General features: G+C 67.9%; 20 protein-coding genes. 11 read left to right on the plus strand and 9 right to left on the minus strand.

The window, feature by feature from the left end; genetic code table 11:
* Positions 1 to 54: 54 nt before the first annotated feature.
* Positions 55 to 855: an alpha/beta hydrolase gene (locus AAFN88_RS01995; protein WP_347517828.1), complete on the plus strand. Its 801-nt coding sequence runs from the start codon at positions 55 to 57 to the stop codon at positions 853 to 855.
* On the opposite strand, the gene AAFN88_RS02000 is transcribed toward AAFN88_RS01995, so the two are convergent.
* Both AAFN88_RS02000 and AAFN88_RS02005 read right to left on the minus strand, forming a co-directional pair.
* A complete protein-coding gene (locus tag AAFN88_RS02000; protein ID WP_347517829.1) occupies positions 852 to 1,979 on the minus strand; it encodes a hypothetical protein in 1,128 nt (375 codons plus the stop codon). The two genes, AAFN88_RS01995 and AAFN88_RS02000, sit on opposite strands and share 4 nt — an antisense overlap.
* A 129-nt stretch (positions 1,980 to 2,108) precedes the next feature.
* On the minus strand, positions 2,109 to 3,047 hold the full coding sequence (locus tag AAFN88_RS02005) for an SDR family oxidoreductase (protein WP_347517830.1): 939 nt from the start codon (positions 3,045 to 3,047) through the stop codon (positions 2,109 to 2,111).
* 155 nt (positions 3,048 to 3,202) lie between these two features.
* On the opposite strand from AAFN88_RS02005, the gene AAFN88_RS02010 reads away from it, so the two are divergent.
* Complete coding sequence (locus tag AAFN88_RS02010) at positions 3,203 to 3,991, plus strand: tetratricopeptide repeat protein (protein WP_347517831.1); 789 nt, start codon at positions 3,203 to 3,205, stop codon at positions 3,989 to 3,991.
* A gap of 135 nt (positions 3,992 to 4,126) precedes the next feature.
* Here AAFN88_RS02010 and AAFN88_RS02015 read toward each other — a convergent pair whose 3' ends face one another.
* The 4 genes from AAFN88_RS02015 to AAFN88_RS02030 are packed head-to-tail and all read right to left on the minus strand — an operon-like array spanning position 4,127 to position 11,424.
* On the minus strand, positions 4,127 to 4,795 hold the full coding sequence (locus AAFN88_RS02015; RefSeq protein WP_347517832.1) for a glutathione S-transferase family protein: 669 nt from the start codon (positions 4,793 to 4,795) through the stop codon (positions 4,127 to 4,129).
* Positions 4,796 to 4,839: 44 nt separating this feature from the next.
* Entirely contained in the window at positions 4,840 to 5,370 is a 531-nt protein-coding gene (locus tag AAFN88_RS02020) for a GNAT family N-acetyltransferase (RefSeq protein WP_347517833.1), read from the minus strand.
* Between the two features lie 16 nt (positions 5,371 to 5,386).
* The gene (gene gltB, locus AAFN88_RS02025; protein WP_347517834.1) at positions 5,387 to 9,949 is read right to left on the minus strand and encodes a glutamate synthase large subunit; all 4,563 of its coding nucleotides are present in this window, start codon (positions 9,947 to 9,949) and stop codon (positions 5,387 to 5,389) included.
* A 32-nt stretch (positions 9,950 to 9,981) separates the two neighbouring features.
* Positions 9,982 to 11,424, minus strand: a complete 1,443-nt coding sequence (locus AAFN88_RS02030; protein WP_347517835.1) for an NAD(P)-dependent oxidoreductase — start codon at positions 11,422 to 11,424, stop codon at positions 9,982 to 9,984.
* 482 nt (positions 11,425 to 11,906) lie between these two features.
* On the opposite strand from AAFN88_RS02030, the gene AAFN88_RS02035 reads away from it, so the two are divergent.
* Positions 11,907 to 12,743, plus strand: a complete 837-nt coding sequence (locus tag AAFN88_RS02035; protein WP_347517836.1) for an undecaprenyl-diphosphate phosphatase — start codon at positions 11,907 to 11,909, stop codon at positions 12,741 to 12,743.
* 6 nt (positions 12,744 to 12,749) lie between these two features.
* Here AAFN88_RS02035 and AAFN88_RS02040 read toward each other — a convergent pair whose 3' ends face one another.
* Complete coding sequence (locus AAFN88_RS02040) at positions 12,750 to 13,709, minus strand: complex I NDUFA9 subunit family protein (protein ID WP_347517837.1); 960 nt, start codon at positions 13,707 to 13,709, stop codon at positions 12,750 to 12,752.
* Between the two features lie 226 nt (positions 13,710 to 13,935).
* Here AAFN88_RS02040 and AAFN88_RS02045 point away from each other — a divergent pair, with 226 nt between their 5' ends.
* From AAFN88_RS02045 to ptsN, 8 genes are all read left to right on the plus strand, one after another.
* Positions 13,936 to 14,556, plus strand: coding sequence for a ribonuclease D (locus AAFN88_RS02045; RefSeq protein WP_347517838.1), 621 nt, complete (start codon positions 13,936 to 13,938; stop codon positions 14,554 to 14,556).
* A gap of 307 nt (positions 14,557 to 14,863) precedes the next feature.
* Positions 14,864 to 15,898 (plus strand): KpsF/GutQ family sugar-phosphate isomerase, encoded by a 1,035-nt coding sequence (locus AAFN88_RS02050; RefSeq protein WP_347517839.1) that lies wholly within the window; start codon positions 14,864 to 14,866, stop codon positions 15,896 to 15,898.
* 17 nt (positions 15,899 to 15,915) lie between these two features.
* Positions 15,916 to 16,689, plus strand: coding sequence for an LPS export ABC transporter periplasmic protein LptC (gene lptC / locus AAFN88_RS02055; RefSeq protein ID WP_347517840.1), 774 nt, complete (start codon positions 15,916 to 15,918; stop codon positions 16,687 to 16,689).
* Positions 16,686 to 17,666 carry an LptA/OstA family protein gene (locus AAFN88_RS02060; RefSeq protein WP_347517841.1) on the plus strand — a complete coding sequence of 327 codons (981 nt, stop codon included), beginning with the start codon at positions 16,686 to 16,688 and terminating at the stop codon, positions 17,664 to 17,666. Before lptC ends, AAFN88_RS02060 begins: the two co-directional genes overlap by 4 nt.
* Positions 17,667 to 17,813: 147 nt before the next feature.
* Complete coding sequence (gene lptB, locus AAFN88_RS02065) at positions 17,814 to 18,548, plus strand: LPS export ABC transporter ATP-binding protein (protein ID WP_347521611.1); 735 nt, start codon at positions 17,814 to 17,816, stop codon at positions 18,546 to 18,548.
* Between the two features lie 13 nt (positions 18,549 to 18,561).
* Positions 18,562 to 20,136, plus strand: coding sequence for an RNA polymerase factor sigma-54 (gene rpoN / locus AAFN88_RS02070; RefSeq protein ID WP_347517842.1), 1,575 nt, complete (start codon positions 18,562 to 18,564; stop codon positions 20,134 to 20,136).
* 163 nt (positions 20,137 to 20,299) lie between these two features.
* Entirely contained in the window at positions 20,300 to 20,884 is a 585-nt protein-coding gene (gene raiA / locus AAFN88_RS02075; RefSeq protein WP_347517844.1) for a ribosome-associated translation inhibitor RaiA, read from the plus strand.
* A gap of 26 nt (positions 20,885 to 20,910) precedes the next feature.
* Positions 20,911 to 21,375, plus strand: coding sequence for a PTS IIA-like nitrogen regulatory protein PtsN (gene ptsN / locus AAFN88_RS02080; protein ID WP_347517845.1), 465 nt, complete (start codon positions 20,911 to 20,913; stop codon positions 21,373 to 21,375).
* A gap of 85 nt (positions 21,376 to 21,460) precedes the next feature.
* Here the strand turns inward: ptsN and AAFN88_RS02085 are convergent, their stop codons facing one another.
* Together AAFN88_RS02085 and AAFN88_RS02090 are read right to left on the minus strand one after the other, a co-directional pair.
* Complete coding sequence (locus tag AAFN88_RS02085) at positions 21,461 to 21,676, minus strand: DUF1150 family protein (RefSeq protein WP_347517846.1); 216 nt, start codon at positions 21,674 to 21,676, stop codon at positions 21,461 to 21,463.
* A gap of 18 nt (positions 21,677 to 21,694) precedes the next feature.
* A complete protein-coding gene (locus AAFN88_RS02090; protein ID WP_347517847.1) occupies positions 21,695 to 22,150 on the minus strand; it encodes an Hsp20 family protein in 456 nt (151 codons plus the stop codon).
* Between the last annotated feature and the right edge of the window lie 167 nt (positions 22,151 to 22,317).

Genomic DNA, 22,317 nt, shown 5'->3' on the forward strand with positions numbered 1-22,317 from the left:
GCAGGCTCATGCCACAGAACTGGTTGCCACAGAAACCCTTTATTGCGAGTTAGCATGCCGCAATCCGATGTGCCGGTCGACCCGCCACGAAGTTTAACCCGTGAGGACGGGACCGTCCTGGCCTATTACAGGACCGCGGCGGGAAAAGCCAGGAAGGGCGTCGCCGCGCCGCCGGGCCTGATCTTCTTCGGCGGTTTCATGTCGGACATGAGCGGCACCAAGGCCCTGGCCCTGGAAGCTTATGCCCGGCGCGAAGACCGCGATTTCCTGCGTTTCGACTACCGCGGCCACGGCCAGTCCTCCGGCCGCTTCGAAGACGCCACCATCGGCGACTGGCTGGGCGACGCCCTGGCGGTGCTGGACGAGGCGAGCGAGGGGCCGCAGATCCTCATCGGCTCCTCCATGGGCGGCTGGATCGCCCTGCTCGCGGCGCGCGCGCGGCCCGGGCGCGTCGCCGGCCTGATCGGCATCGCCCCGGCGCCCGACTTCACCGAGGACCTGATCTGGGGGCGCGCCACGCCCGAGCAGCGCCGGGTGTTGCAGAGCGCCGGCCACATCGACCGGCCCTCGGAGTACAGCGCGGCGCCCTACCGCATCACCTACCGGCTGATCGAGGAGGGCCGCGACCACCTGCTGCTGAACGGCCCCATCCCCATCACCTGCCCCGTGCGGCTGCTCCACGGCATGGCCGACGCCGACGTGCCCTGGCAGACCAGCCTGCGCCTGGCCGAGGCCCTGGAAAGCGCCGATGTGGAAGTGACCCTGGTGAAAGCGGCGGCACACCGCCTGTCCGCGCCGGAGGATCTCGCGCGGATGGAACGCATCATCGAGGAGCTCTCGGCACCGCGCGGCTAGGCGGGAGACCCTCCAGGCGCGGGGGCCGCGCCGCCGTTCCCGCCGGTCCTCTTGGCCGTTCCGGTCGCCGCGTCCTTGGCGATGCGCTCGATCAGATCGTCGCGGGCTTCCTGGTCGGTCGCGCCGTCGGCGCCGCGATGGCGTTCCTCGCTGGAGGGGGTTCCCTGAAAGGCCGAGCGCACCGCCGCGAGTCGCCGGGCGACGTCGTACCAGAACGGCGCCCCCAGGCCGATGAGAACGCCGGTCAGGCCCACCTTGAGGATCCAGCTCAACCATGTCGAAAACCCGGCGGAGGGGCCCTTCGGACGGCACAGCGGGTCGGCCGAAGCCTCCCGCTCCTCTTCCGACAGCGCGAGGCAATGCGGGAAATAGCCGTTGCCGAGCGGCAGCGCCAGCTCGTTGATCAGGGCGAGTTGCCGGCTCAAGTCCTCCAAGGCGTCCTGTGGCGTGCGATCGGAGGCGCCGTCACCGGAGACATCTCCGCCCGATGTGCCGCCACCCGATGTGCCGCCACCGGCCGCGTCACCCGGCGTCTCCGGCAGAGACACCTTTTCGATCACGGCGTTACGCAGGTCATTGTCCTGCAGATAGGTCTGCAGCAGGCGCGCGCCGTCGGCGTTCATGACGACGGCAAGGGCGATGCCGACGGCGATCGACCACCACTGGGCATGGCGCTTGAACTCCGCGCCGAGGGCTGAACTCAACTCATCGTACTTGCGCGCAATCTTATGGAGCTTCGGCTCCAGTTCCTCCTTGGTGTCCGCGATCAGACCCTTCGCCGCGTCCGTCTCCAGAAGGCGGCGCAGGACGTGCTCCAGCGACACCTCGCGATAGATGCCCTGTGCGGCCGTGCCGCGATATCCCTGCTCGCCCTCGGTCGATGCCATTCCTTTGGCGGCGAAAGGATTCTGCAGGATGTTCTTGACCACGTCCCACCGCGACGCCGCCGCATCGGGCAGCAGTCCCTTGACGGTCTCGGTCTCCAGAAGCTTCTTGAAGAGTTCGACCTGGCCCTTGCGCTTCACGCCGCAGACCCGGATCGCGAATTCCAGCAGCAGGGTGACGACCGTCGCCAGGGCGGCGAGGGTGAGCGCGAAAGCGAGAAGCGAGTCGAACAGAACCATGGCGCAAGTCCTCCGCGCCGGACCGGCTCGGCAGAGCGGGGGATCCTCCCGCCGATCACACTGCTCCTTGCAGCCGAGTATCATCCTAGGTCAGGACGAACTCACGTGCCAGTTGCCCCAAAGTATTATCTACTCGCGCGAATGGGGTACCTCTCCGGCCTGTTCCTCCGCCAGGATCGCCTTCAGGCCGGCGCGGTAGTCGGGGTAGTCCAGGGTGACGCCCAGTTCCTCGTGCAGCCGCCGGTTGGAGACCAGGCGGTTGTCTTCCCAGAAGCTGAGGGCCATGGGCGACAGCCCGGCCTGTTCCAGGGGGATCGGCGGCGGCGGCGTGACCCCCAGCAGCTCGCAGGCATAGGCCGTGACCTCGGCGGCGGAGGCCGGCTCGTCGTCGCAGACGTTGTAGACGCGCCCCGGACACGGCCGGGCCATGGAGGCCTGCAGCGTCTTGGCGATGTCGTCCACGTGGATGCGGCTGAACAGGTGCCCCGGCTGGTCGATGCGCCGGGCGCGCCCGGCGCGCACCTGGTCCAGAACATTGCGCCCCGGCCCGTAGATGCCGGCCAGGCGGAAGACATGGACCGGCAGCCCCCTTTCCGCCTGCAGTTCCAGCCAGGCGGCCTCGGCGGCGATGCGCCTGAGGTTGCGCCCCTTGGCGCCGCGCAACTCCGAGGTCTCGTCCACCTCGGCGCCCTGCCAGTCGCCGTAGACGCCGGTGGTGGAGAGATAGCCGATCCACCTCAGCGCCGGCAGCGCGGCAATATCCTCCGCGTGGCAGTCCAGCACCGGGTCGGCCCCCTTCCCATCATCTGGGTCGTCCGGGGCGACGCTGACCAGCAGGTGCGTGGTGCCCTGAAGCGCCGCCGGATCCAGCGGATGGGTACGGTCGAAGAGGTAGGCCTCGACCCCGGCCGCGCGCAGTTCCGCCGCGTTTTCGCGCGAGCGCGTGGTGCCGGCCACCGTCCAGTCCGCCTCGGTCCCTTGCGCTTCAAGAAGTCGACGCACCAGCGCCCGGGCGCTGAACCCGAAACCGAAGCAGAACAGCCTGAAAGACGTGGCGGTCTCGGTCATCTTGGCTCCTGTCTCTCCCGCTTGCTTTGGCCCTGCTTTCTTTAGAGGGTCTTCTCTTCTATAGATGAAACGACGGCTTCACCGCCCCTTCGGGGTCCGCACCTTAGAGCGGCCGCGAGGCGGATGACCAGCAAGACATCGGGCCCGCGAGAGATATGACCTTCCTGGCAAAGACGGCAAGCCCAGCCCTGTTGGCAGCAGCCTTGGCAACGGCGCTGGCGCTGAACCCGGCGGCTCCGGCTCGCGCCCAGGGCGGCGAGCTGGAACACGCGGCCCAGTACCGCGCCTGCATGGAGCTGGCCGAGACCGCGCCCGACGAAGCCGTCGAGGCGGCCCAGACCTGGACCGACCTGGGCGGCAGCGACCCGGCGCGCCACTGCGCCGCCGTGGCCCTGATGCGCCTCGGCCACTACGAGGTCGCCGCCGACGAGTTGGAGACCCTGGCCGCCAGCCTGGAGCCCGCCTATGCCCACCTGCAGATCCCGATCCTGATCCAGGCGGCCCAGGCCTGGCTGGAGGCCGGCGAGGTCGACCGCGCCTATGCGGTGCAGACCGCGGCCCTGGCGCGCCAGCCCAACAACATCGAGCTGCTGGTCGACCGCGCCGTCACCGCCGCCAGCGTCGGCAACTTCACCGCCGCCGTGGACGACCTGGACCGGGCCCTGTCCCACGCCCCCAACCGGTCCGACATCCTGGTGCTGCGCGCCAGCGCCCACCGCTACCTCGGCCAGCCGCAGGCGGCCCTGGCCGACGTCGAGACCGCCCTGAATCTCGATCCCGGCAACGCCGAGGGGCACCTGGAGCGCGGCAATCTTCGCCGCCTGGCCGGCGATGAGGCCGGAGCCCGGGAAGACTGGCTGCAGGCTGCCCGCCTCGCCCCCGACAGCCCCACCGCGCAGGCCGCCCAGGCCAACCTGGCCAAGCTGGACGTGAAGGTGGAATGACTCCTGATGTCACCCTCGGGCTTGACCCGAGGGTCCCCAGAAGGACTTGGGGTGCCGCTTACGCCGTTCCTGCGAGCCGAAGGATGGATGCTCGGGTCAAGCCCGGGCATGACAACCATGCGGGGGCAAAACCCCTTAAAAATCCAGGTCGGCGTAGTGCTTGGGCGGCTGCACACCGGAGATGTGATCGGCCAGGATGGCGCGGAAGCTGGGGCGCGACTTCACCCGGGCGTACCAATCCTTGGCGCCGCTGTGGTCGTGCCAGGGCACGTCGCCCAGGTAGTCGACGGCGGAGAGTTCCGCCGCCGCAATGATGTCGGCGCGCGAGAAGGCCTCGCCGGCCAGCCAGCGGCGCCGGTCGCAGAGCCAGGCGATGTATTCCAGGTGGTAGTGGATGTTGGCCAGGCCGGCGCGGATCGCCCCGGAGTTCGGCGTGCCGAGCTTCAGGAAGCGCTTCATGATCTTCTCGTCCACCAAATTGGCCGTGACCTCGCGGTGGAACTTCCCGCCGAACCACTCGGCCAGGCGCCGCACTTCGGCACGGTCGATGGGATCGCGGCCCAGCAGCGTCGGCTCGGGGTGGACCTCCTCCAGGTATTCGGCGATGACCGCGGTGCCGGCGATGGTGGTGCCGTCCTCGTCGATGAAGACCGGCACCTGCCCCGCCGGGTTCAGGCGCAGGAAGACCTCGCGCCGCTCCCACACCTTCTCGGTGCGCAACTCGCAGTCCAGGCCCTTCTCGGCCAGCATGACGCGAATGGCCCGGCAGCCCGGATCGATGGCGATGTGATAGAGCTGGCGCATGGCCGCGGACTATACGGGCAGCGCCTGGGCCTGAACAGTAGCCTTTAGCGGCGCAGGCCGGCGCGCGCCTTCTCCGTTTCGGCGAAGGCCGCGCGCGTCAGGGTCATGACCACCAGCGGCAGCTCCTCGCCGTTGCGCTGCGCCATCGGCCGCGCGCCCCGGTCCTCGGTGAAACCGGCGCGGCGGTAGGCACGCTGGGCGCGCGTGTTGTCCTCGAAGACGTCGAGCCAGAGCGACTGTGCGCCGAGATCGCCGAAAACATGGGCGGCGAGGGCGGAAAGCGCGGTTCCGCCGGTGCCCTTGCCGGGCCGGTCCAGGGCAATGCGCAGCAGTTCGATGCGCCCGCCTCCCTTGGCCAGGCCGGCCAGGAGAACGAATCCCAGCGGTTCCTCCGCGGCGCCGCAGATCATCAGGTGGCGCCGGTCCGTATCGTCCAGGGCCGCCAGGTGCTCTTCGCGGCTCCAGCGCAGAATGAAGGCGCCATAGTCCGGCCGGGCTTCCAGGGCGAGCACGAAATCGATGTCGTCCGGGCGCGTCGGCCGCAGCACGATCCCCGCTCCCCCGGTTTCCGCCATGCCGCGGCCGCTCCGGCTAGTCGCCGGCGGCCGCCGCCGCCTCGCGGGTCACCGGATGCGCCAAGCGCTCCAGCATCTCGCGCGGCACCACCTGCCAGAAGCGGCCTTTCTCATGCGCCCAGTCGACCAGAAGCTGCTGGGCGAAGGCCGACTGAGTCTCGCGCCAGTGCTCGCTGATCAGCTCGCGCAGCTGCGCCTCCCAGTAGTCCGTCTCGATACGCTGATGGATGACGCTCTCCGGATTGATGCGCTCCGGCAGCTTGTCGTCCAGGTCGTAGACGAAGGCCATGCCGCCGGACATGCCGGCCGCGAAGTTGGAACCTACCGAGCCGAGGATGACGGCGACGCCGCCGGTCATGTACTCGCAGCCGTTGGAGCCGCAGCCCTCGACCACCGCGACGGCGGCGGAGTTGCGTACGCAGAAGCGCTCGCCCGCCTGGCCGGCGGCGAAGAGCTTGCCGCCGGTGGCGCCGTAGAGCACCGTGTTGCCGATGATGGTGTTCTCGTTGCTGGCCAGCGGACTGGAGGTCAGCGGCCGCACCACGATCTCGCCGCCAGAAAGGCCCTTGCCGACATAGTCGTTGGCGTCGCCGAAGACTTCCAGCTTCAGGCCCTGCACCGCGAAGGCGCCGAGCGACTGGCCGGCCGAGCCGCGCAGGCGCACGGTGACGTGGCCGGGGTTCAGCCCCTTCATGCCGAAGCGCCGGGTGATCAGCGACGACATCTTGGTGCCGATGGCGCGGTGCGTGTTGCGGATCGAATACTGCAACTGCATCTTCTCGCCGTCCTCGAACAGCGGCTTGGCGTCGGCGATGATCTGGGCATCCAGGGTCTCCGGCACCTCGTTGCGGCCCAAGAGGGTGCAGTAGGTCGGGAACTCGCCGGCATCGGCCTGCACCAGCAGCGGGTTCAGATCCAGGTCGTCGAGATGCTCGGCGCCGCGGCTGACCTGGGCCAGCAGGTCGGTGCGGCCGATGATCTCGTTGAGGCTGCGCACGCCAAGGCGGGCCAGGATCTCGCGCACCTCCTCGGCGATGAAGCTGAAGAGATTGACCACCTTCTCCGGCGTGCCGGTGAACTTCTTGCGCAGCGCCTCGTCCTGCACGCAGACGCCCACCGGGCAGGTGTTGGAGTGGCACTGACGCACCATGATGCAGCCCATGGCGACCAGCGAGGCGGTGCCGATGCCGAACTCCTCGGCGCCCAGCATGGCGGCGATGACCACGTCGCGGCCGGTCTTGAGGCCACCGTCGGTGCGCAGGGTCACGTTGTGGCGCAGGCGGTTCAGGGTCAGCACCTGGCTGACCTCCGAAAGGCCCATCTCCCAGGGCACGCCGGCGAACTTGATGGAGGTCTGCGGCGAGGCACCGGTGCCCCCGGAGTTGCCGGAGATCAGGATCACGTCGGCCTTGGCCTTGGCGACGCCGGCGGCGATGGTGCCGATACCCGAGCGCGCCACCAGCTTCACGCAGACCTTGGCGTCGGGGTTGATCTGCTTCAGGTCGTAGATGAGCTGCGCCAGATCCTCGATCGAATAGATGTCGTGGTGCGGCGGCGGCGAGATCAGCATCACGCCCGGCGTCGAGTGGCGCAGCTTGGCGATCATCTCCGTCACCTTGAAGCCGGGCAGCTGGCCGCCCTCGCCGGGCTTGGCGCCCTGGGCCACCTTGATCTCGATCTCGCGGCACTGGTTCAGGTACTCCGCGGTGACGCCGAAGCGTCCGGAGGCGACCTGCTTGATGGCGGAATTCTCGTTGTCGCCATTGGGATGCGGCGTGAAGCGCTGCGGGTCCTCGCCGCCTTCGCCGGAATCGGACTTCGCGCCGATGCGGTTCATGGCGATGTTGAGGGTGCCGTGCGCCTCCGGCGAGAGGGCCCCCAGCGACATGCCGGGCGTCACGAAGCGCTTGCGGATCGCGGTGATCGATTCGACCTCCTCGATCGGCACCGGAGCCACACCGTCGACCTTGAAGTCCAGCAGGTCGCGCAGGGTGTTGGGCGGCTGGTTGTGCACGCCCTCGGAGAACTTGCGGTAGGTGGTGTAGGAGTCCGTCGCCACCGCATGCTGAAGGGTGTGGATCAGGCCGGCTTCCCAGGAATGGCTCTCGCCGCCGCGGCGGTAGCGGTAGAATCCGCCCACCGGCAGGGCCACGAAGTCTTCGCTCCAGGCGCGCTCGTGCAGCGCCAGGACCTTTTCCTCGATGCCCATGAGACCGATGCCCGACAGGCGCGAGGGCATGGGCATGAAGAACTCGTCGACCAGGGTGCGCGACAGGCCGAGCGCTTCGAAGTTGCAGCCGCCGCGGTAGGAGGAGATGACCGCGATGCCCATCTTCGACATGATCTTCAGGAGGCCGTCGTCCACCGCCTTGATGTAGCGCTGCACGCAGTCCTCCAGCGGACGGTCGCCGAAGAGGCCGCGCCGGTGCCGGTCGGCGATCGATTCCTGCGCCAGGTAGGCGTTCACCGTGGTCGCGCCGACGCCGATCAGCACCGCGAAATAGTGCGTGTCCAGGCATTCGCCGGAACGCACGTTCAGCGACACGAAGGTGCGCAGCTTCTGCCGGACAAGGTGGGTGTGCACCGCGCCCGTGGCGAGGATCATCGGGACGGCGACACTGTCGCGTCCGACGGTCTCGTCGCTCAGCACCACATGCTCGCAGCCCTCGCGCACGGCGTTTTCCGCCTCCTGGCGGATACGGTCCAGCGCTTCCGACAGCGCGCTCTCGCCGCCGCCGGCCGGGAAGGTGCAGTCGATGGTCGCCACGGCATCGCCCATGTGCTGCACCATGGCCTCGAACTCGGCATTGGAGAGCACCGGCGATTCGAGCTGCAGCAGGCGCAGCTGCGCCTCGTCCTCGTCCAGGATGTTGCCCAGGTTGCCGAGGCGCGTCTTCAAGGTCATGACCCGGCGTTCGCGCAGGGAGTCGATCGGCGGGTTGGTGACCTGGCTGAAGTTCTGGCGGAAGAAGTGGTGCATGCCGCGGTAGCGGTCCGACAGCACCGCCAGCGGCGTGTCGTCGCCCATGGAGCCGACAGCCTCCTTGGCGTCGTCGACCATGGGATGGAGGATCAGCTCCAGGTCTTCCATGGTCAGGCCGTAGGTGAGCTGGCGGCGGCGCAGCTCCTCGCCTTCCCAGCGGCTCGGCTCTCCATGGTCGGGGCGCAGCAGGTCGTCGATGGAGGTGACGTTGGCGATCCACTCGCCGAAGGGCTTCTGGCCGGCCAGGTGATCCTTGATCTCGCGGTCGTGGTAGAGCTTGCCCTCCAGCAGGTCGACGGCGATCATCTGGCCCGGGCCGAGGCGGCCCTTCTCGACGACGTCGTGCTCCTCGATACGCACCATGCCGGTTTCCGAGCCGGCGAAGAGCAGGCCGTCGTTGGTGATGGTGTAGCGCAGGGGGCGCAGACCGTTGCGGTCCAGCCCGGCGACCGCCCAGCGCCCGCCGAAGCCGCAGACCGCGGCCGGGCCGTCCCAGGGCTCCATCACCGCGTTGCAGTAGCTGTAGAGATCGCGGTGGGCCGGCGGCAGCGAGGGGTCCTGGCCCCAGGCCTCGGGGATCAACATGGTCTTGACCATCGGCAGGTCGCGCCCGGCGCGCACCATCAGTTCGGCCACCGCGTCGAGCGCGGCGGAATCCGACAGGCCGGCCGAGATCACCGGCTTCAGGTCCTCCACGTGATCGGCGAAGGTCTCCGAGGCCATGCGGCACTCGTGGGCCTGCATCCAGTTCACGTTGCCCTTCAGGGTGTTGATCTCGCCGTTATGCGCGAGGATGCGGAAGGGCTGGGCCAGGCGCCAGGTCGGGAAGGTGTTGGTCGAGTAGCGCTGGTGGAAGATGACGAAGTTGGAGGCGAAACGGTCGTCCAGCAGATCCGGATAGAAGGTCGAAAGCTGCTCGGCCAGGAACATGCCCTTGTAGATCACCGAGCGGCAGGACAGCGAGCAGATGTAGAAGTCCTGGATCGATTCCAGCTCCGCCGCCTTCTCGATGCGCCGGCGGATGATGTAGAGGTCGATCTCGAACTGCGGATCGGGCACGCCGCGCGAGTTGGCGATCATCACCTGCTCGATCTCCGGGCGCGTGGCGTTGGCCTTCTCGCCGACGATCTCGGTGTTCACCGGCACCTGGCGCCAACCGTAGATCCGGTAGCCGAAATTCAGGATTTCGCGCTCGACCAGCACGCGGCAGCGCTCCTGCGCGCCGAAGTCGGTGCGCGGCAGGAAGACCATGCCGACGGCCAGGGTCTCGTCGCCCGGCTCGTGGCCGGTGCGCGCCACGTGTTCGCGGAAGAAGTCCTGCGGGATCTGCAGGTGGATGCCGGCGCCGTCGCCGGTCTTGCCGTCGGCGTCCACGGCGCCGCGGTGCCAGACCGCCTTCAGCGCCTCGATGCCGGCCACCACCACGTCGCGGCGCGGGGTGCCGTCCAGGGACGCGACCAGGCCGACGCCGCAGGCGTCGTGCTCGTCACGGGGGTCGTAGAGGCCCTGGCTGGAGAGCTTCTCGGCGTTGCGCTTCCAGGCGGCCACGTAGTCGTCGCACTGCCCGGCGGGCGTGAGGGGCTTTTGTTCCGTCATGATCTTCTCTCCCCCAGGGACTTCTTCTGGGCTTACTCGGCCGCCACGGCGGAAGCACCCGCCTTGGCCTGGATGTAGTTGTGCATCTGCTCGGCGGCGTCGCGGCCGTCGCGCACCGCCCAGACCACCAGCGAGGCGCCGCGCACGATGTCGCCGGCGGCGAAGACGCCGTCCAACGAGGTCATCTTGGTCTTGAAATCGGTCAGCACGGTGCCCCAGCGCGTGACCTCCAAGCCCTCGGTGTCGAACAGCTTGGGCAGGTCCTCCGGATCGAAGCCCAACGCCTTGATCACCATGTCGGCCTCCACCGTGAAGCTGGAGCCCTCGATGACCTGCGGCGTCTGGCGGCCGGTGGCGTCGGGCATGCCCAGGTGCACGCGCTGGGCGCGCACTGCGGTCACCCTGCCGTCGCCGAGAAAGGCCTCGGGCGCCGACAGCCAGAGGAAGTCGACGCCTTCCTCCTCGGCATTGGCCACCTCGCGCTGCGAGCCCGGCATGTTGGCGCGGTCGCGGCGGTAGAGGCACTTCACCGACTTGGCGCCCTGGCGCACGGCGGTGCGCACGCAGTCCATGGCGGTGTCGCCGCCGCCGATGACCACCACCGCCTTGTCCTTGGCGTCCAGGGTGCCGTCGTCGAAGGCCGGCACCGCATCGCCCAGACCCTTGCGGTTGGAGGCGGTGAGGAAATCCATGGCCGGGAGGATGTTGCCCAGTCCGCTGCCCGGCACCTTGATGTCGCGCGCCTTGTAGACGCCGGTGGCGACCAGCACCGCGTCGTGCTTGCGGCGCAGGGCGGCGAAGCTCTCGGCCCCGCCGACGTCGGTGTTGAGGTGGAACTGCACGCCGCCCCGCTCCAGCAGGTCCGCGCGGCGCTCGACCACTTCCTTCTCCAGCTTGAAGCTGGGAATGCCGTAGATCAGCAGGCCGCCGACCCGGTCGTAGCGGTCGTAGACGTGCACCTGGTAGCCCTTGCGGCGCAACTGCTCCGCCGCGGCCAGGCCGCCCGGGCCGGCGCCGACGATGCCGACAGACTGCGCGCGCTCGCGCAGCGGCTTGACCGGCTTGACCCAGCCCTGCTCCCAGGCGGTGTCGGTGATGTACTTCTCCACCGAGCCGATGGTGACCGTGCCGTGGCCGGCCTGCTCGATGACGCAGTTGCCCTCGCAGAGCCGATCCTGCGGACAGATGCGCCCGCAGATCTCAGGGAAGTTGTTGGTCGCCTGCGCGGTCTCGTAGGCCTCCTGCAGGCGGCCCTCCGCCGTGAGCATCAGCCAGTCGGGGATGTTGTTGTGCAGCGGGCAATGCACCTGGCAGAAGGGCACGCCGCATTGGGAGCAGCGGCTGGCCTGCTTGGACGCCGCCTCGGGATCGAACTCGTCGTAGATCTCGTCGAAGTCGCGGCGGCGCTCCTCGGCGCCGCGCTTCTCCGGCATGGCGCGCGCGAGCTTGACGAACTGCAACATCCGGTTGGCCATAGGCTTTACGTCCCTGAACTCTCTCAATCGATCCTTGCCGCCCCTCTGCCCGGTCCTGCCGGGCCCTGCCGGATCGTCGTTCCGGCGGAACCCAGGCCGGGCCTGGCGGCGGCGCTTGCTTCGTTTCCGGCGGCAGGGCCCCCGCCTAAAAGGCAGACGCGGCCCCGGCGGCGATGCCCGCGCCCGTGTCGGAGACGCCCTCCACGGAAGGCCGCTCCAACTCAACCGGAGCGCCCGTCTATAGACGAAGCCCCGGCAGCTTGCGAGGAAAAAACCCAAAATAGGACAATATTTTTGACCCATATTGCCCAAGCACCTCTGCTTCTTAGCAGAAAATGGACGACGCCGCGATAGCGTTTCGAATATTTAGTCCCGACTTGGTACTAAATTGCCCAATGGGATCGTTAACCAAGGGATGCTATAAGCCGCCGGACGCCGCCCCGCGCCCGCAACCGACCGACAACCGCCACCGGAACCCACCCTTGTCGCTGCTGCACGTCGTTATCCTGGCCATCGTTCAAGGCATCACCGAATTCCTGCCGATCTCCTCCTCCGGGCACCTGGTGCTGGCCTGGGAAGCCTTCGACGCAGCCCAGATGAGCGGCGTCGAGCAGGCCGCCGCGGACCGCCTGACGCTGGATATCGCGGTTCACGTCGGCACCCTGGCGGCGGTCTGCCTCTACGCCTGGCGCGAGATCGGCCAGATGGCCGGCGGCATCGCCCGCCTGGCGGTCGGCCGCTGGACTCCCGGTGCGCGCCTCGCGGCCCTGGTGATCGTCGGCACGCTGCCGCTGATCCTGGTCGGCGGCCTGTTCAAGGACCAGATCACCGCCATCCTGCGCGATACCGCGGTGGTTGCCTGGGCGACCATCGGCTTCGGCATCGTGCTGTTCGTCGCCGACCGCGCCGCCATGACCTTCCGGCGCATCGACCACATGCCCTTCACCGCTGGCCTGCTGATCGGCCTGGCCCAGGTGCTGGCCTTGATCCCCGGCACCAGCCGTTCCGGCATCACCATGACGGCGGCCCGCGCGCTGGGGTTCGAGCGGGTCGAGGCGGCGCGCTTCTCCCTGCTGCTGGCGATCCCCGCGATCCTCGGCGCCGGCAGTCTGGCGGGCTACGACCTCTATGAAAGCGGCAACATGATCCTGGGCCACGAGGCCCTGGTGGGTGCCGTGCTGTCTTTCGCCGTGGCGCTGCTGGCCATCGTGCTGATGATCGGCTGGTTGCGGCGGGCGTCCTTCACACCCTTCGTGGTCTACCGCATCCTCTTGGGCAGCCTGCTGCTGTGGTGGGTCTACGGCGCCGGCGGCGCCTAGAGCAGGTCAGACGGCGCCCGGGCTGTTGTAGCGCCCGCCCGGGCGGTACTTGTCGAGATAACCGGGAATCACCGCTTCCGGCGCCGTGGCCTCGATGCCCAGATCGGCCAGGGTCGCCGCGCCCGGCGTGACCACGTTGTCGCGCTGCAGCAGGGTGACCTGGTCGCGGGTCAGCGGCGGCACGGGCAGCAGCTCCAGAAAGGCCGCCTCCAGGCGCGCCAGACCGAAAGGCAGGTTCACCAGCGCCCGCTTGCGCCCGATGGTCTTCAGCAGCAGTTCCAGCAGCTGCTTGAAGGTATAGGTCTTGGGGCCGCCCAGTTCGTAGACCTTGCCGCGGCAGCCCGGGTCGCCCAGTGCCGCCACCACCGCGCGGGCCACGTCGCCCACGTAGACCGGCTGGAAGCGGGTCTTGCCGCCGCCGATCAGCGGTAAGACCGGCGAGAAGCGCGCCATCTCGGCGAAGCGGTTGAAGAAGCCGTCCTCGGGGCCGAAGACCACGCTGGGGCGCAGGATGACGGCCTCCGGATAGGCCGCGCGCACCGCCGCCTCGCCCTCGCCCTTGGAACGGGCATAGGCGGCCGGCGCCTCGGGCCCGGCGCCGATGGCCGAGACGTGCACCAGCGCGCCGCAGCCGGCCGCGGCCGCGGCCTTGGCGATGGTCTGGGCGCCCTCGGCGTGGACCGCCTGGAACTTCTGCCGGCCGCTTTCAAAGAGAATGCCGGTCAGGTTGACCGCCGCATCGGCGCCGTCCAGCGCCGCGGCGACCGCCGCGGGATCCTGCAGCGGCACGCAGAGGGGCGTGATCTGGCCGACCTCGCCCAGCGGCTTCAGGAAGGCCGCGCGCCCCGGATGGCGCACCGCCACGCGGACCGCCCAGCCCTCGCGCGCCAGGCGCTGCACGACGTAGCGCCCGATAAAGCCCGAGCCGCCGAAAACCGTAACGATGCCCCCACGTTTGGCGCTCATGCCCGCCTCTCCAGATGCTGAAAATCTTCTGCCCGCGGTCCCCGGAAACCCGGCCGCAGCCGTCTCCGGTCCCGGGGGCCGCCTGCGGGCGATATATACAAAGCCTGGGATCAAGTTGACAGCCTCAATTGACCGCCTATGTTGGGCGGCGGGCTACTCCCAGGGCCCGCGACCGTAGGATTCGCCCGACTTTTTCCCAAAGACCTTCCCAAGGCAGATACACCCCGTGGCACCTCCTGAAATTCATCTCCACCAGGGCGATCTGCCGGCCGGCCTCACGCTGGGCGACAGCGTCGCCGTCGACAGCGAGACCATGGGCCTGGACCTGTCGCGCGACCGGCTGTGCCTGCTGCAGCTTTCCGCCGGCGACGGGGTCTGCCACCTGGTGCAGTTTCCCTTGGGAAGCTACGACGCCCCCAACCTCAAGGCGCTGTTGAGCGACCCGGGGGTGACCAAGATATTCCACTTCGCCCGCTTCGACGTGGCGGCGATCCGCCGCTACCTCGGCGTTGATTGCACTCCGGTCTATTGCACCAAGATCGCCTCCAAGCTGGTGCGCACCTATACCGACCGCCATGGCCTGAAGGATCTCTGCCGCGAGCTCCTGGGGGTGGAAATCTCCAAGCAGCAGCAGTCTTCGGACTGGGGCACGGCGGAACTGAGCCAGGAGCAGCTCGCCTACGCGGCTTCCGATGTCTTGTATCTGCACCAACTGCGCGCCAAGTTAGACGTCATGTTGGCGCGCGAAGGGCGCGCGGAGCTGGCTCAGGCCTGCTTCCGGTTCCTGCCGACGCGCGCGGCGCTCGACATCGCCGGTTGGAACGACATCGACATTTTCGCCCATTAGACCGGGCCGGCCCCATCCGCGGCGGACGGATTGACCCTGGAGAACCTTTCGTGGATGGTCCTCTCGGGAGCGCCCCGGACAGGACCCTCGCCCAGGTCGTCGCCCAGGTCGTCACTCGGGACGTTCGCAGGGGTGGCAGGTCGGGCTTTTTGGGGCTTTTAAGGCGCGGGGCCGACTGTGCTAGTCTGTCGGCGGCCCTGCGAAGTGTGGCAAGGGGGATGTCGCGCGGGCACGCCAGGCCGGACCGGCGGAAACGATCCGGCGGCGCGCCCGTGGCAGCGGCCAAGCCCCCATGAGAAGAGATGGCATGAAGTCAACATTGGAAGCGGACAGGCAGGCGGGCTCCGACAGGCCTGAAAGCGCCGCGGATCTGGCCGTGGCGCGCCGCGTGCTCGAAGTCGAGGCCAAGGCCCTGATGACGCTCGCCGCCGGCCTGGACGGCGGCTTCGTCGAGGCGGTGGCCCGCCTGGCCAAGGTCGAAGGCCGCGTCATCGTCACCGGCATGGGCAAGAGCGGCCATGTGGCGCGTAAGATCGCGGCGACCCTGGCCTCGACCGGCACCCCCGCGCAGTTCGTCCACCCCGGCGAGGCCAGCCACGGCGACCTGGGCATGATCACCGACAAGGACGCGGTGATCGCCCTGTCCAACTCCGGCAACACCGCCGAACTCAGCGACATCATCACCTACGCCAAGCGCTTCGGCATTGCACTGGTGGCCATGACCGCGCGCGCCGACAGCGCCCTGGCCAAGGCCGCCGACATCGCCCTGATCGTGCCCTCGGCGGCACAGGGCGTGCCGGAGGCTTGCGCCGTGACCCAGGCGCCGACGACCTCGACCACCATGATGCTGGCCCTGGGCGATGCCCTGGCGGTGGCCTTGCTGGAACGCAAGGGCTTTTCCAGCAGCGACTTCAAGGTATTCCATCCGGGCGGCGCGCTGGGCAAACGCCTGCTGCGGGTTTCCGACCTGATGCACGGCCCCGACGACCTGCCGCTGTGCGGCCCCGAGACCCTGATGTCCGAGGCGATCCTGGTCATGACCGCCGGCCATTTCGGCTGCGTCGGCATCGTCGACGACAAGCGGCGCCTGCTGGGCATCATTACCGACGGCGACCTGCGCCGGCACATGGACAAGGACATCCTGGCCCTGAAGGCGGCCGACATCATGACGCCGAAGCCGCGCACCATCCGCGCCAATGCCCTGGCGGCGGAAGCCGTGGGGTTCATGAACACCTCCACGCCGCCCTTCCTCTGCGTCTTCGTCGTCGACGAGAACGGCCCCGCCGAGCGGCCCGTCGGCATTCTCCACATGCACGATTGCCTGCGCGCAGGCGTGGTCTGAGCGAGCGGGCGGCGAAGGTGGCGGAAACCGTGGTCCACTCCTCTCCCGCGACGGCGCGCGGCGGCGCGAAGGCACCGCCGCCCCCGCCGCGCAACGACGACCGGGGGCGCCAGCCGCCCCGCCTGTCCGGGCGGAACAGCTACAGTCTTTTCGTCAGCTCCATGAAGCTGGTGCTGCCGGCGCTGGCCGCCGGCCTGGTGCTGCTGGTCATCGCCTGGCCGCAGCTCATGCCGGACGTCAGCCGCTCGGGCCTCGACTTCGCGAAGATCGCCCGCGACCATGCCAAGACCCTGAACATGCTGAACGCCCGCTACAGCGGCGTGGACGAGAACAACCAGCCCTTCACCGTCGCCGCCGACCTGGCCACCCAGTCGCCGGAAAACGAGGACATGGTGGAGCTGCAGCACCCCAAGGCCGACATCGAGACCGCCGAGGGCGACCTCGTGGCGCTTTCCGCGCGTGTCGGGCACTACGACCGCAAAGCGGAAACCCTGGATCTGACCGGCAAGGTGCATCTGACCCACGACAAGGGCTTCGACATCGTCACCGAGGAGGCGACCATCGACCTGAACGACGGCTCGGCCGCCGGAGATGCCGCGGTCAGCGGCGCCGGCCCTTCCGGCGAGCTGGAGTCCGAGGGTTTCCGCCTGCGCGAACGCGGCCAGATCATCGTCTTCACCGGCAAGAGCCGGCTGCTCATCTACCCGGAGGCCAAGGAAAAATTGTCAGAAGGAAAAGGCGCCGCGGGCCCCGCCGAAGAAGTGACCAAGCCCCAGGAGGCGACCCAATGACCGCCGCACCGCGCCTGGCGGTTCGACCGCCTTTGCTTCCGGCGGAGGGCGCCTTGCTGGCCGCCGCTCTGACGGGCGCGCTGGCCATCGCGCTGGCCGCCGGCCTCGCCTCCGTGCCGCTGCGCCCGGCGGCCGCGCAGACGACGGCCGCCGAGCTGCGCGAAAGCGACCAGCCGCTGGAGATCAACGCCGAGGACGGCATCGAGTGGAACCGCAACGACAAGACCTATGTCGCACGCGGCAACGCCCGCGCCGCCAGCGGCGAGGTCGAAGTGCTGGCCGACGTCCTGACCGCCTATTACCGGGAGCGCGAGGAGAAGTCGGACGGCGAGGACTCGCTCTTCTCCCAGGGCGGCGGCAGCGAGATCTACCTGCTGGAAGCCTCCGGCAACGTGCGCATCAATTCCCCGGAGGGCACGGTCTTCGGCGACAAGGGGCAGTACAAACTGGCCGAGAAGGTCTTCATCATGACCGGCGACGATCTGCGCCTGGTCAGCGAGGAGGACGTGGTGACGGCGCGCGACAGCCTGGAATACTGGGAGGGCCAGCGCAAGGCCGTGGCCCGGGGCAAGGCGCATGCGACCCACGAGGACAAGCAGATCAAGGCCGACGTCCTGACCGCCAACTTCGAGGAGAACGCCAGCGGCAATCTCGAAGTCCGGCGCATCGACGCCGCCGGCAACGTCGAGATCATGACCGCGAAGGAATACGCGCGCGGGCGCGAAGGCGTGTATTATGTAGACCGCGAGTTGGCGACCCTGGCGGGCGACGTGAAGATCACCCAGGGCGAGAACCAGTTGGACGGCGACTACGCGGAGGTCAACATGGCGACGGGCGTCAGCAGGCTGCTTGGCGCACCGCCGGGCAGCAAGGAGAAGCCCAGGCAGGTGAAGGCCCTGGTGCTGCCGCGCGCGACCAAGGAAGCGGAAGAGAAAGCTTCCGGCCAGGACGCGCCGGAGGCGGGCGGCACCCAGTAGGTTGGTGACGCGGTTCCCGCATCGCCAGGGGGACTGCACAGATTGGGATAGTTCGATTTGGCCGATGAAACGCAGAAGATAAGCGACGGCGCCGCCGGGAGGCCAGGCACCGGAGAGCAGGGCGCCGGAACCGGCGAAGGGCCGCGGCTGGTCACCGACAACGTCGGCCTGATGGCGGTCAACCTGGGCAAGAGCTTCAAGAAGCGCCCGGTGCTGCGCGGCGTCACCCTGTCGCTGCAGCGCGGCGAGGCGGTCGGCCTGCTGGGGCCCAACGGCGCCGGCAAGACCACCTGTTTCTACATCGTCACCGGCCTCATCTCGCCCGACTATGGCTGGGTCACGCTGGACGGCCACGACATCACCGACATGCCGATGTACCGCCGCGCCCGGCTGGGCATCGGCTACCTGCCGCAGGAGGCCTCCATCTTCCGCGGCCTGACCGTGGAGCAGAACATCCGCGGCGTGCTGGAGGTCATCGAGCCGGTCCGCGAGAAGCGCGAAGTGGCGCTGGAGAACCTGCTGGCCGAATTTTCCATCACCCATCTGCGGCGCACCCCGGCGGTGGCGCTGTCGGGCGGCGAGCGGCGGCGCGTCGAGATCGCCCGCGCCCTGGCCTCGCAGCCGGCCTTCATCCTGCTGGACGAACCCCTGGCCGGCATCGACCCCATCGCTGTGGGTGACATCCGCGACTTGGTCTCTCACCTGAAGGACCGCGGCATCGGTGTGCTGATCACCGATCATAACGTGCGCGAAACGCTGGAGATCGTCGACCGTGCCTACATCATCCACGACGGCGTGGTGTTGATGGAGGGCGCGCCCGACGAGATCGTCGCGCACGAGGATGTCCGCCGCGTTTACCTGGGCGAAAGGTTTAGCCTCTAAAAGGTTAAGCGATATGGCGGCGACACAAAGATTGGAACTGCGCCAGCGCCAATCTCTGGTCATGACGCCGCAGCTGCAGCAGGCGATCAAGCTGCTGCAGCTTTCCAACCTGGAACTTGCGGCGGAAGTGGACCGGGAGCTCGAGCAGAACCCGCTGCTCGACCGCGACGAAGGCGCAAACGACAGCTTGCTGGAGGGACCCTCTCCCGACCAGCGGGACGACTTTGCGCACGCTTCTGATACAGGGGGCGACGACTCGGCCTCCAACTACGACACACCCGATCTCGACTCCCCGCCCGACCCGGACTCCCTGGAACGCTCCACCGCCGAGCAGCTTCCCTCGGCCGGCGACGAACCGCTGGATACCGACTACGACAACGTCTACACCGGCAGCGCCTCCTGGGAAGGCCCCGGCGCTGAGCCCGCTTTCGCCCAGCGTGGCCGCGCAGGCGGCGGCGACGAGAACGACTTCTCCCTGGAGCAGCGGCTTTCCGAATCGGTCACCCTGCGCCAGCACCTGACCGACCAGCTGCACCTGGAAATCTTCGACCCCACCGAGCGCGCCATCGGCGTCTGCCTGATCGACCAGCTGGACGAAAGCGGCTACCTGGTCGGCGACCTGGATGAGCTGGCTGGCCAGCTCGGCTGCGCGCGCGAACGCCTGGAAGCGGTGCTGGCGGTGATGCAGGGTTTCGAGCCGACCGGTATCTTCGCCCGCTCTCTGGCCGAATGCCTGGCGCTGCAGCTGAAGGACCGGGACCGCTACGATCCCGCCATGCAGGCCTTGGTGGAGAACCTGGAGCTGCTGGCCAAGCGCGACCATGCCAAGCTGCGCAAGATCTGCGGCGTCGACCAGGAAGACCTGGCCGACATGATCGCCGAGATCAAGGCGCTGGACCCGCGCCCGGCCTTCTCCTTCGAGGGCGAGGCGGCGCAGCCGGTGGTGCCCGACGTGCTGATGCGCCCGGACCGCAAAGGCGGCTGGATCGTCGAGCTGAACAGCGAGACCGTGCCGCGCGTGCTGGTTAACTCGGACTACTACGCGCAGATCTCGGGCTCGCTGCGCTCGAAGAAAGAGCGCGACTACCTCAACGAGCGCCTGCAGTCGGCCAACTGGCTGGTCAAGGCGCTGCACCAGCGCGCCACCACCATCCTGAAGGTGGCCAGCGAGATCGTGCGCCAGCAGGACGCCTTCTTCCGCCGCGGCGTCGAGCACATGAAGCCGCTGACGCTGCGCGACATCGCCACCGAGATCGAGATGCACGAATCGACGGTCAGCCGGGTGACATCGAACAAATACATCGCCACCCCGCGCGGCACCTTCGAGTTGAAATACTTCTTCACCGCGGCCATCGCCGGGTCGGACGGCACGGCCCACTCCGCCGAGGCGGTACGCCACCGGATCAAGCTGCTGATCGACGGAGAAAGCAGCAAGAAGATCCTCTCCGACGACACCATCGTGGAACTGCTGCGCAAAGACGGCGTGGACATCGCCCGCCGTACGGTGGCCAAGTACCGCGAGGCCATGAGAATCCCCTCCTCCGTGCAGCGGCGCCGGGATAAGGCGGTCCTGACCAATCATCTCTAACTTATTGATTATATTATAATCTTATCTGCCGCTATGGGCAGAAGAGGCGCCCCGAGACAGGCTATTGACTTCACCTGGGGCCGTCTCTATGTTGCGCCCGCCTTGGCTATAGGGCATGCTGTGAAGGTGGTCAGCCACCTCGTTTCAATCCACAAAAGCGGTTATGCAGCTCTCCGTTAAGGGAAAGCAGCTGGACGTCGGTGACGCGCTGCGAACGCATGTTAATGAAAGCCTCTCGCGGATTCTCGACAAATACTTCGGGGATGCGATCGAGGTCATCGTAACGCTATCGCGGGATGCGCACCTCTACCGCGCCGTGGTTTCGGCCCATGTGGGCCGCGGCATACATTTGGAAGCCCAAGGGGAGGCGAACGAACCTTATCCCGCATTCGATGCGGCGGCGGACCGACTGTCGAAGCGACTGCGTCGGTATAAACGCCGCCTGCGGGATCACAATGCGAAGCCTGCGGAGGGAGCCCCGCTACCCGCGCAGCAGTATATCCTGGCCGGAGAGGGCCCGGACGATTCAGGAGAAGAGAGCAGCGCCGACGGCCAACCGGCCGTGGTTGCTGAAATGACAACAGAGATTCCGACGCTTACGGTCAGCGAAGCTGTCATGCGCATGGACCTGGGGAACCTGCCCGCGATGATGTTTCGCAACAGCGCGCACGGCGGCCTGAACATGATCTACCAGCGAAGCGACGGAAACATCGGCTGGATCGACCCGCGTGGAAACCGCGGGGAGTGACCGGACGAGGATCTATAGAGTAGCTGATGGATATTTCCGATCTGATCCTACCTGAGAGCGTGATCGCGAACCTGCGCGTCACCAGCAAGAAGCAGGCTCTTCAGGAACTGGCCAAGAAGGCCGCCGAGTTCACGGGGCAGCCCGAACGGGCGCTCTTCGAAGTACTGATGGAGCGTGAGCGCCTGGGCACCACCGGCGTCGGCCACGGCATCGGCATCCCGCACGGCAAACTGCCGGAGCTGGACCGCCTCTATGGCCTTTTCGCCCGCCTGGAGACGCCGATCGACTTCGACGCCATCGACGAGCAGCCGGTGGACCTGATCTTCGTGCTGCTGGCGCCCGAGACCGCCGGAGCCGACCACCTGAAAGCCCTGGCACGGGTTTCACGCCTGTTCCGCGACCGCGCGGTCTGCGACAAGCTGCGCGGCACCGACAGCGGAGAGGCCATCTACGCCCTGCTGACCCAGAGCCCGGCCAGCCACGCCGCCTGAAACGGCGCGGCCGCCGCGGACGAAAAAAGGCCGCTTCCCGGCAGGGAAGCGGCCCTTTCGTTTCGGTCGGGCGGAGGCTCTCGCGTCAGTGCACGCTCAGCGGCTCCATGCCGTTCTGGCGCACCGCCGCGAAGGCGACATCGTGGTCGGCCAGCGTGGTGATCTCGGCGCCGTCGGCGGAGTGGATCACGTAGACATCGTGATCGTCTTGGCGCCCCTTCTTCACGTAGGCGACATCGTTGATGCCGAGCAACAGGAAGTCCTGCGGCGACAGTCCGGTGAAGGTGACCTGCTGGTTCATTGATTTTCCTTCCGCCTGTTAGTCCTGGCGAACATCTTGGATGATCGGGCTTTCGCCGTTTGCGCGGTCCTGGGTGTCGATCTTGATGGTGCGGACCTTGGGCTCGACCAGCGGGCGCTCCAGATCGATATGGAGCAAGCCGCGTTCCAGACGGGCGCCGGTGATCTCGATGCCCTCGGCCAGCACGAAGCTGCGTTGGAACTGGCGCGCGGCGATGCCCCGGTGCAGATAGACGCGCTCGGGATCGTCGGCCTGCCTGCCGCGGATCACCAGCTGCTTGTCCTCGATCTGGACCGAGAGGTCGTCTTCGGTGAAACCGGCGACCGCCAAGGTGATGCGCAGCCGGTTCTCGCCGATCTGCTCGACATTGTAGGGCGGGTATCCGTCCGCGGTCTTGGAAATGCGGTCGATGGCCTGCTCAAAGGGCTCGAATCCGAGCAGCAGCGGGCTGTTGAAGAGTGACAAACGGGTCATGGACTAAGGAACCTCCTCCTCTTTGAGCAAGGCTTTCCTGCGTTGCACGGCCCGGACACCAGAGGGTCGTCCGTCCGCCAGCGGCCCGAAGAGCGGCGCCGCCTCATCATAAATGGGGGTCCCGGGACCCCCAATCAAGCCAAGGCATCTAACCTGAAGTTGCAATG

The sequence above is a fragment of the Pelagibius sp. CAU 1746 genome, from assembly GCF_039839785.1.
Classification (GTDB): domain Bacteria; phylum Pseudomonadota; class Alphaproteobacteria; order Kiloniellales; family Kiloniellaceae; genus Pelagibius.

What these genes read in the sequence shown, in the direction of transcription:
- AAFN88_RS01995 (WP_347517828.1), top strand. Translation starts at nt 55, where the DNA reads ATGCCGCAATCCGATGTGCCGGTCGACCCGCCACGAAGTTTAACCCGT.
- AAFN88_RS02000 (WP_347517829.1), bottom strand. Translation starts at nt 1,979, where the DNA reads ATGGTTCTGTTCGACTCGCTTCTCGCTTTCGCGCTCACCCTCGCCGCC.
- AAFN88_RS02005 (WP_347517830.1), bottom strand. Translation starts at nt 3,047, where the DNA reads ATGACCGAGACCGCCACGTCTTTCAGGCTGTTCTGCTTCGGTTTCGGG.
- AAFN88_RS02010 (WP_347517831.1), top strand. Translation starts at nt 3,203, where the DNA reads ATGACCTTCCTGGCAAAGACGGCAAGCCCAGCCCTGTTGGCAGCAGCC.
- AAFN88_RS02015 (WP_347517832.1), bottom strand. Translation starts at nt 4,795, where the DNA reads ATGCGCCAGCTCTATCACATCGCCATCGATCCGGGCTGCCGGGCCATT.
- AAFN88_RS02020 (WP_347517833.1), bottom strand. Translation starts at nt 5,370, where the DNA reads ATGGCGGAAACCGGGGGAGCGGGGATCGTGCTGCGGCCGACGCGCCCG.
- gltB (WP_347517834.1), bottom strand. Translation starts at nt 9,949, where the DNA reads ATGACGGAACAAAAGCCCCTCACGCCCGCCGGGCAGTGCGACGACTAC.
- AAFN88_RS02030 (WP_347517835.1), bottom strand. Translation starts at nt 11,424, where the DNA reads ATGGCCAACCGGATGTTGCAGTTCGTCAAGCTCGCGCGCGCCATGCCG.
- AAFN88_RS02040 (WP_347517837.1), bottom strand. Translation starts at nt 13,709, where the DNA reads ATGAGCGCCAAACGTGGGGGCATCGTTACGGTTTTCGGCGGCTCGGGC.
- AAFN88_RS02050 (WP_347517839.1), top strand. Translation starts at nt 14,864, where the DNA reads ATGAAGTCAACATTGGAAGCGGACAGGCAGGCGGGCTCCGACAGGCCT.
- AAFN88_RS02060 (WP_347517841.1), top strand. Translation starts at nt 16,686, where the DNA reads ATGACCGCCGCACCGCGCCTGGCGGTTCGACCGCCTTTGCTTCCGGCG.
- rpoN (WP_347517842.1), top strand. Translation starts at nt 18,562, where the DNA reads ATGGCGGCGACACAAAGATTGGAACTGCGCCAGCGCCAATCTCTGGTC.
- raiA (WP_347517844.1), top strand. Translation starts at nt 20,300, where the DNA reads ATGCAGCTCTCCGTTAAGGGAAAGCAGCTGGACGTCGGTGACGCGCTG.
- ptsN (WP_347517845.1), top strand. Translation starts at nt 20,911, where the DNA reads ATGGATATTTCCGATCTGATCCTACCTGAGAGCGTGATCGCGAACCTG.
- AAFN88_RS02085 (WP_347517846.1), bottom strand. Translation starts at nt 21,676, where the DNA reads ATGAACCAGCAGGTCACCTTCACCGGACTGTCGCCGCAGGACTTCCTG.
- AAFN88_RS02090 (WP_347517847.1), bottom strand. Translation starts at nt 22,150, where the DNA reads ATGACCCGTTTGTCACTCTTCAACAGCCCGCTGCTGCTCGGATTCGAG.